Source organism: Bacillus cereus group sp. BfR-BA-01356, assembly GCF_022663635.1.
GTDB lineage: Bacteria > Bacillota > Bacilli > Bacillales > Bacillaceae_G > Bacillus_A > Bacillus_A cereus.
The window spans coordinates 72,279-78,343 of record NZ_JAKUFX010000014.1 but is presented as its reverse complement, the minus strand read 5'-3'; the positions used below and the strand labels follow the sequence as shown (position 1 = coordinate 78,343).

Genomic DNA, 6,065 nt, shown 5'->3' with positions numbered 1-6,065 from the left:
ACCATTATCTAGAAATATCTTGAGACGTCCAAGTATTTTCTTTATTACTGGACTCTTATTAGAGAGTAAAACTAAGCCTGAGATAGGGCTTAAATATTAATATACGAGGAGGAATGTAAGATGAGTATTTTTATTGGAGGCGCTTGGCCGTATGCAAATGGTTCGTTACACCTTGGCCATATTGCGAGTTTGTTACCTGGAGATATTTTAGCTCGTTATTACAGGGCAAAAGGTGAGAATGTGCTGTATGTTTCAGGGAGTGATTGTAATGGAACACCGATTGCAATTAGAGCAAAACAAGAAGGTGTGACAGCGAAAGAAATTGCTGATAAGTATCATGAAGAGTTCCAGCGATGTTTTCGTAGCCTTGGTTTTACTTATGATTGCTATACACGTACAGATAGTGAGCACCATCATGAAACAGTTCAAAATGTTTTTTTACGTTTATTAGAAGAAGGACATATTTATAAAAAAACAGTGGAACAAGCGTATTGTGAAACGTGTACGCAGTTTTTACCGGATCGTTATGTAGAAGGAATATGTCCACATTGCCATGAAGCAGCAAGAGGAGATCAATGCGATGCTTGTTCTGCTATTTTAGATCCTCTCGATTTGTTAGAAAAGAAATGTAAGTTATGTGGTAGTACGCCATCTGTAGAGGAAACAGAGCATTTCTATTTTGCATTGCATACATTTCAGCAGCAAATTAAAAGGACTGTAGAAATTGCCAAACAAACAGGGACATGGCGCGACAATGCGATTCAACTAACAGAGAGATATGTAAAGGAAGGATTACTAGATAGGGCCGTATCACGTGATTTGCCAATTGGGGTACCAATTCCAGTAGAAGGGTATGAAGATAAGAAAATTTACGTATGGATTGAAGCAGTGACAGGCTATTATTCAGCGAGTAAACATTGGGCTGAAGAAACAGGGAAAGATGATCAAGAGTTTTGGGATAGAGAAGCGAAAACATATTATGTGCACGGAAAGGATAATCTTCCGTTTCATTCCGTCATTTGGCCAGCGGTATTACTTGGAATAGGGGAGGAAGCAATCCCGCGTCATATCGTTTCGAATGAATATTTAACAGTTGAAAAAAGAAAATTATCTACAAGTAAAAACTGGGCAGTATGGGTGCCTGACATATTAGAACGCTATGATCCAGATTCTATTCGTTACTTTTTAACCGTCAACGCACCAGAAAATCGCGATACTGATTTTTCATGGCGGGAATTTATTTACAGTCATAATAGTGAATTGTTAGGTGCATACGGGAACTTTGTGAACCGGACATTAAAGTTTATTGAAAAATATTATGGTGGTATCGTGCCGAAGGGAAGTATTGAGGTAGAGCTGAAAGATAAAGTAGAAGGATTATATAAACATGTAGGAGAGGCGATTGAGCAAACTAAATTTAAGGTGGCGTTAGAAACAATATTTGATGCAGTACGTTTTGCAAATAAATATTTTGATGAAAAGCAGCCTTGGAAACAAAGAGAAGATGATCCAGTTTCATGTGAAGAAACGATTTATAACTGTGTGTATCTTATCGCTAATTTTGCCCATCTCCTTGAACCATTTTTACCATTTTCAAGTGAAAGAGTTCGAAACACATTGTCGATTGTGGAACGAAATTGGGCACCTCAAAATACGTTGCCAAGTAGAATTGATGGTGTGCAGCCACTATTTGAGCGAATCGATGTAAAACAAATTGAGCATGAGATAGAGAAGCTGTATGGAGCGGTAAAATGAGATAGAGAAAAAGACCTTTCAAGTAAATGAAAGGTCTTTTGTTATGCAGTATGATTCTCTTTCTTATCTTTCAAAAAGAAAAGTACAGCAAGGATTACAAGAATAATAGCTGCAATATCATACGTTATTTTAAATGTAGTATTAAAGTTTAAGTACTCTACGAAAGGAGTTTTCACTGCTCCTGCATATATACAAACGGGAATGAGAAGTAAATCGTAAAATTTCTTTTCTTTCATATATCTTATTAGGAAGAAGATACACATAATAGCAAAAAATACGATGCTTAAAATAGTCATTTATACCTCCAGATAAATTTACTTATTTTAATTGCAGTTATATCTTTTATATAAATTCTGTATTTTTTCAAGCGCTATGCACGCGATTTTGTTTCCTTTCTTTCCTAGCCGTAAGCAGCTGAGGAGTGAAGATCCCAACCAATATGAAAATAATTCCAATCCACTGCATGAACGTTACGACTTCATGTACAAGTGTAATAGAAGCAATAATAGCAGTTGGTAATTCAGCTGCACCTAATATCGTACCAAGCCCTGTTCCAACCTTTGGTACACCGATTGAAAAACAAATGACAGGTACAACAACGCCGAATAATCCGAGGAAGAAAGCATATTTCCATAGACCGGCTTGCAAAGCACCGTCTGTTAAAAAGGTTGGCGGAAAGAATAGGCATACGATAAGAGTAGCGCTTGTTGTCATAAGGAAGCTTTTCGTATAAGGCGGAACATCCGTAGCGACGCGCCCGCTTGCAAAAACATAGAATGAAAAAGAGACAGCAGCTAATAGTCCAAAGATAATCCCTTTCGTAGAAAAACTTTGTCCGAGGCCTTCAAATACACCACCTGCAAACAATGTACCAGCAAATAAAATAAGGATAGATATAATCTTATCGCGGCTTGGAAATGTTCGATTTGCAATTGCTTCGATAATGACACCAATCCAAGTGAACTGAAAGAGTAGGACGACAGCGATAGATGCGGGTAGTTCTGCTACAGAAATAGCGTAAAAAATCCCGGTCATACTCATTGTTGTTCCGACGGTTAGTAAGGAAAAGAATTGTTTTTTTGTTACTTTATGACGTGAAAAGAAAAGAACGAGTAGAAATAGTCCAATCCATCCGAAGACATATTGTCCCCCTAAGAGTTGATGTGCTGAAAATCCATTTATGAATCCGAGTTTGAAAATAGTTGAAAGTATGCCATAGCTGCAAGCACCGAATAAAACGAGCAATGAATATTTAAACTTTTCCATAAAAAATCCTCCTTTTAAGTAATAAAAAACGCCCGCTATCCAAATAAGGATAACGGGCGAACGAAACAGAGTAAGACACTCTACAAAATTCCGCCACTCACACATGAAGTATGAGTTTGGGGTATGTAATTATAGTGAATGTTACATTGCTTTTGGGAATACAATGGAGCATTTTACACCTTGAGCTGTGTTTTGTATCCCGTAAGGAAACTGATGTTTATCTAATATTTGTTTCACGATATATAATCCAAGACCACTACCTTGTACTAAACCGTGTTTATCAGGGTTTGCGCGATAGAACGGTTCAAATAAATGAGCAAGTTTATCTTCATCAATTTGTGAACCTGTATTTAATACTTCTAATGCGTAACCATTTGGTTTTTCATAAAGCTTTATATATACGTGCTGATGGTCAATTGTATAATGAATTGCATTTGAAATAATGTTAAAAATAGCAGTTTGAATAAATTTAGGATCAGCTAAAATTTGTACGTCGTGTTTAATATTAGATTGTACATTTAATTGTTTTACAGATACAAAGTAATCTACTTTCTTCATAACATCCTCAATAATATTAGATAAAGAAATGACTTCTAAATTCGGTTTAAATTGAGGGTTTTGTATTTTGGATAATTCCGACATTTTTTCCGTTAATATGTTAATGTCTTGCATCATCTCGTAGGAACGTTTCAAATACTTATCTCTATCTTTATAAGCTCCAATTCCGTGAATCATGCCATCTAGTTGTCCCATAACGGCTGCGATTGGTGTTTTTAATTCATGGGATACCATAGACATAAATTCTTTACGAGATTGTTCTAATTGTTGTTCCTTCTTGAGCTCGTTTCTTAAATCTTGATTGCTTGCATGTAAATTCTTCACAATATTTGGTACTTGTGAAGCAGCTACTTGCAAATTAAAATCTGTTTGATCTGCATTTTTGTTAAGTAGCTTTTTATCTGAGAAATCAAGATTCATAATATCTTTTAAAGCATCACTCATATATTGAAAAGGTTTGGCAATTAGTTTTGTATAAATTAATGATCCGAGTAGTGATAATGCAAGCATTGTCGCGCCAATATGTGGAGCTAATTGTTGCAACGCATCTGCTAACTTTGGATTATCATTTGTTTTACTTGCTGCATTTTGTGTATGTAAGGCATCATTATTAGCGGCTTTCTTTTCTGCTTCTGTAGGCGGATTAGAAGTGCTATTTTTCCCCGAAAGATTTTGTGTATGTTCTTTTGCCTTTACAGTTTGGCTAGGCTGCAAAAGGTGATTGATAGCTGTAGAAAGAAATTTATAATCTATAATAGAAGATTGGAAATTAGAAATGCTCCCCTCTGACACAGCTTTATTTTGCTTCGTTTTACTTCCGTCGTTTTGCTTATCTGAATCGGCCTGTTCTGTAGTCGGCGTTCCATTTTCTTTCGCAAAACGTTCTTTATCGTAGTTTGAAGCTAGAAAGTAAATAATTTGATAAAGGCAAAGTGATAAAAGAATACAAAATAATAAGGTTTTGATGAAAATATTTTTGGTGATGTTGTCTTTGCTACGATTCGATTTTGTAGCCAATGCCTTTCACCGTTTTGATATAAGGAATTCCTAATTTTTTTCTTAAGTTTTTAATATGTGTATCTATAACTCTTACATCACCATAATGTTCATAGCCCCATACCTTATTCAACAAATCACTTCTTGATAATACTTTTCCTCGATTTTGCAGTAAAGTATAAATAATTTCAAATTCTTTTGTTGTCAATTCAATTTGATTACCATGAACATAAGCTGCATATGCTGTAGAGTTTAACATCAACTCATGGAATTGTAGTATAGTTGCAGCTTCTGCTTCCTTCGTTGCTGCCCTTCTTAATACAGCCTCTACACGCTTAATAAATACAGTGTAATGGAACGGTTTCGTAATATAGTCATCAATACCTAACTCAAATCCTTTAATTTCACTTTCTTCATTATGTAAGCCTGTTAACATAATGATTGGTACATCAGATTGTCCTCGCATAATTTTACAAATACTATAGCCATCTATATCTGGTAACATTACATCGAGGAGGACAAGATCGTATGAATTTTTTTGGAAAAGAAGAATACCTTCTGTTCCAGCACCAACTACATCAACTGTAAAGTTTTGTGCCATTAGAAATTCACGAATAAGTTCTTGTATATCTGGGTTGTCTTCAATCACCAGTATATGCGTCATAGTAACACCTCCTAAATAACGCTTTTTACTGCAATATTCGAATTCATCATTTTTCGAGTGACTCAGATTGTTTATACATATAATAAGCCCCCGCTATAAAATAATCATGAAGGTAGCAAGGGGAATAGTTTAGTGTTACTGAATGGTTCAGAATTACAGTAGTTCTATTATAGTATGTATTATAAAATTTATAAAACATTATAACTGTATAATTTTAATATCTACGTTTATCAATGTTTAAATATTAGCTAATCAAATCTATTCCTATTATATATGTAAATACAGTTGTTTTGCTACTGTAAATGAATAAATAAAATAAGCCAAGACATAAAATTCTTGGCTACACATAAATCTTGTTTTTAGGCTATTTTACAGTGACAGTAGCTTGCTGCTGAACGCGCTCAAATAACCAGTGTATATCATTGTTATACATACGAATACAACCAAGTGTTGTCCATTTGCCGATTGCTTGATTATTGTTAGTTCCGTGAATCGCATAAGTTGTTCCGTAAGTTCCTGCCATATTTAATCCGAGCCAACGGTCACCAAGTGGATTACGTGGATCGCCGCCTTTAATTTTACCTGTATAATAAGGACGATTTTTAATTTTATTTACGATTTGAAAAGTGCCTTTAGGTGTAGGTGTTGCAGCTTTTCCAGTAGCGACAGTAAAACTTTTTATAAATTTTCCATCCTGATAATAATCCATTTTATTTAACTGAGTGTCTACGATTAATTGATCTTTCGTTGTAGCTGCCTCTGCGCTAGCGAATGGAAGAGTTAAAAATCCTAATGATAATAGTGCGCTTAATAATAATTTTTTCAT

Annotated in this window: 6 protein-coding genes; 1 reads left to right on the top strand and 5 read right to left on the bottom strand. The window is 35.0% G+C overall.

Translation table 11 applies throughout. From position 1 onward, the window contains the following. Window positions 1-120 precede the first annotated feature (120 nt). Entirely contained in the window at window positions 121-1,755 is a 1,635-nt protein-coding gene (metG, locus tag MR168_RS07925) for a methionine--tRNA ligase (protein WP_086411349.1), read from the top strand. Between the two features lie 41 nt (window positions 1,756-1,796). Here metG and MR168_RS07920 read toward each other — a convergent pair whose 3' ends face one another. From MR168_RS07920 to MR168_RS07900, 5 genes are all read right to left on the bottom strand, one after another. Further along, window positions 1,797-2,051, bottom strand: coding sequence for a hypothetical protein (locus MR168_RS07920; RefSeq protein WP_000154129.1), 255 nt, complete (start codon window positions 2,049-2,051; stop codon window positions 1,797-1,799). A gap of 67 nt (window positions 2,052-2,118) precedes the next feature. After that, window positions 2,119-3,021: an EamA family transporter gene (locus tag MR168_RS07915; protein WP_086411348.1), complete on the bottom strand. Its 903-nt coding sequence runs from the start codon at window positions 3,019-3,021 to the stop codon at window positions 2,119-2,121. A 141-nt stretch (window positions 3,022-3,162) separates the two neighbouring features. Next, window positions 3,163-4,596, bottom strand: a complete 1,434-nt coding sequence (locus MR168_RS07910) for a sensor histidine kinase (protein WP_086411347.1) — start codon at window positions 4,594-4,596, stop codon at window positions 3,163-3,165. Continuing rightward, the gene (locus MR168_RS07905; RefSeq protein WP_000148833.1) at window positions 4,574-5,239 is read right to left on the bottom strand and encodes a response regulator transcription factor; all 666 of its coding nucleotides are present in this window, start codon (window positions 5,237-5,239) and stop codon (window positions 4,574-4,576) included. Before MR168_RS07905 ends, MR168_RS07910 begins: the two co-directional genes overlap by 23 nt. A gap of 364 nt (window positions 5,240-5,603) precedes the next feature. Beyond that, complete coding sequence (locus tag MR168_RS07900) at window positions 5,604-6,065, bottom strand: L,D-transpeptidase (RefSeq protein WP_000735058.1); 462 nt, start codon at window positions 6,063-6,065, stop codon at window positions 5,604-5,606.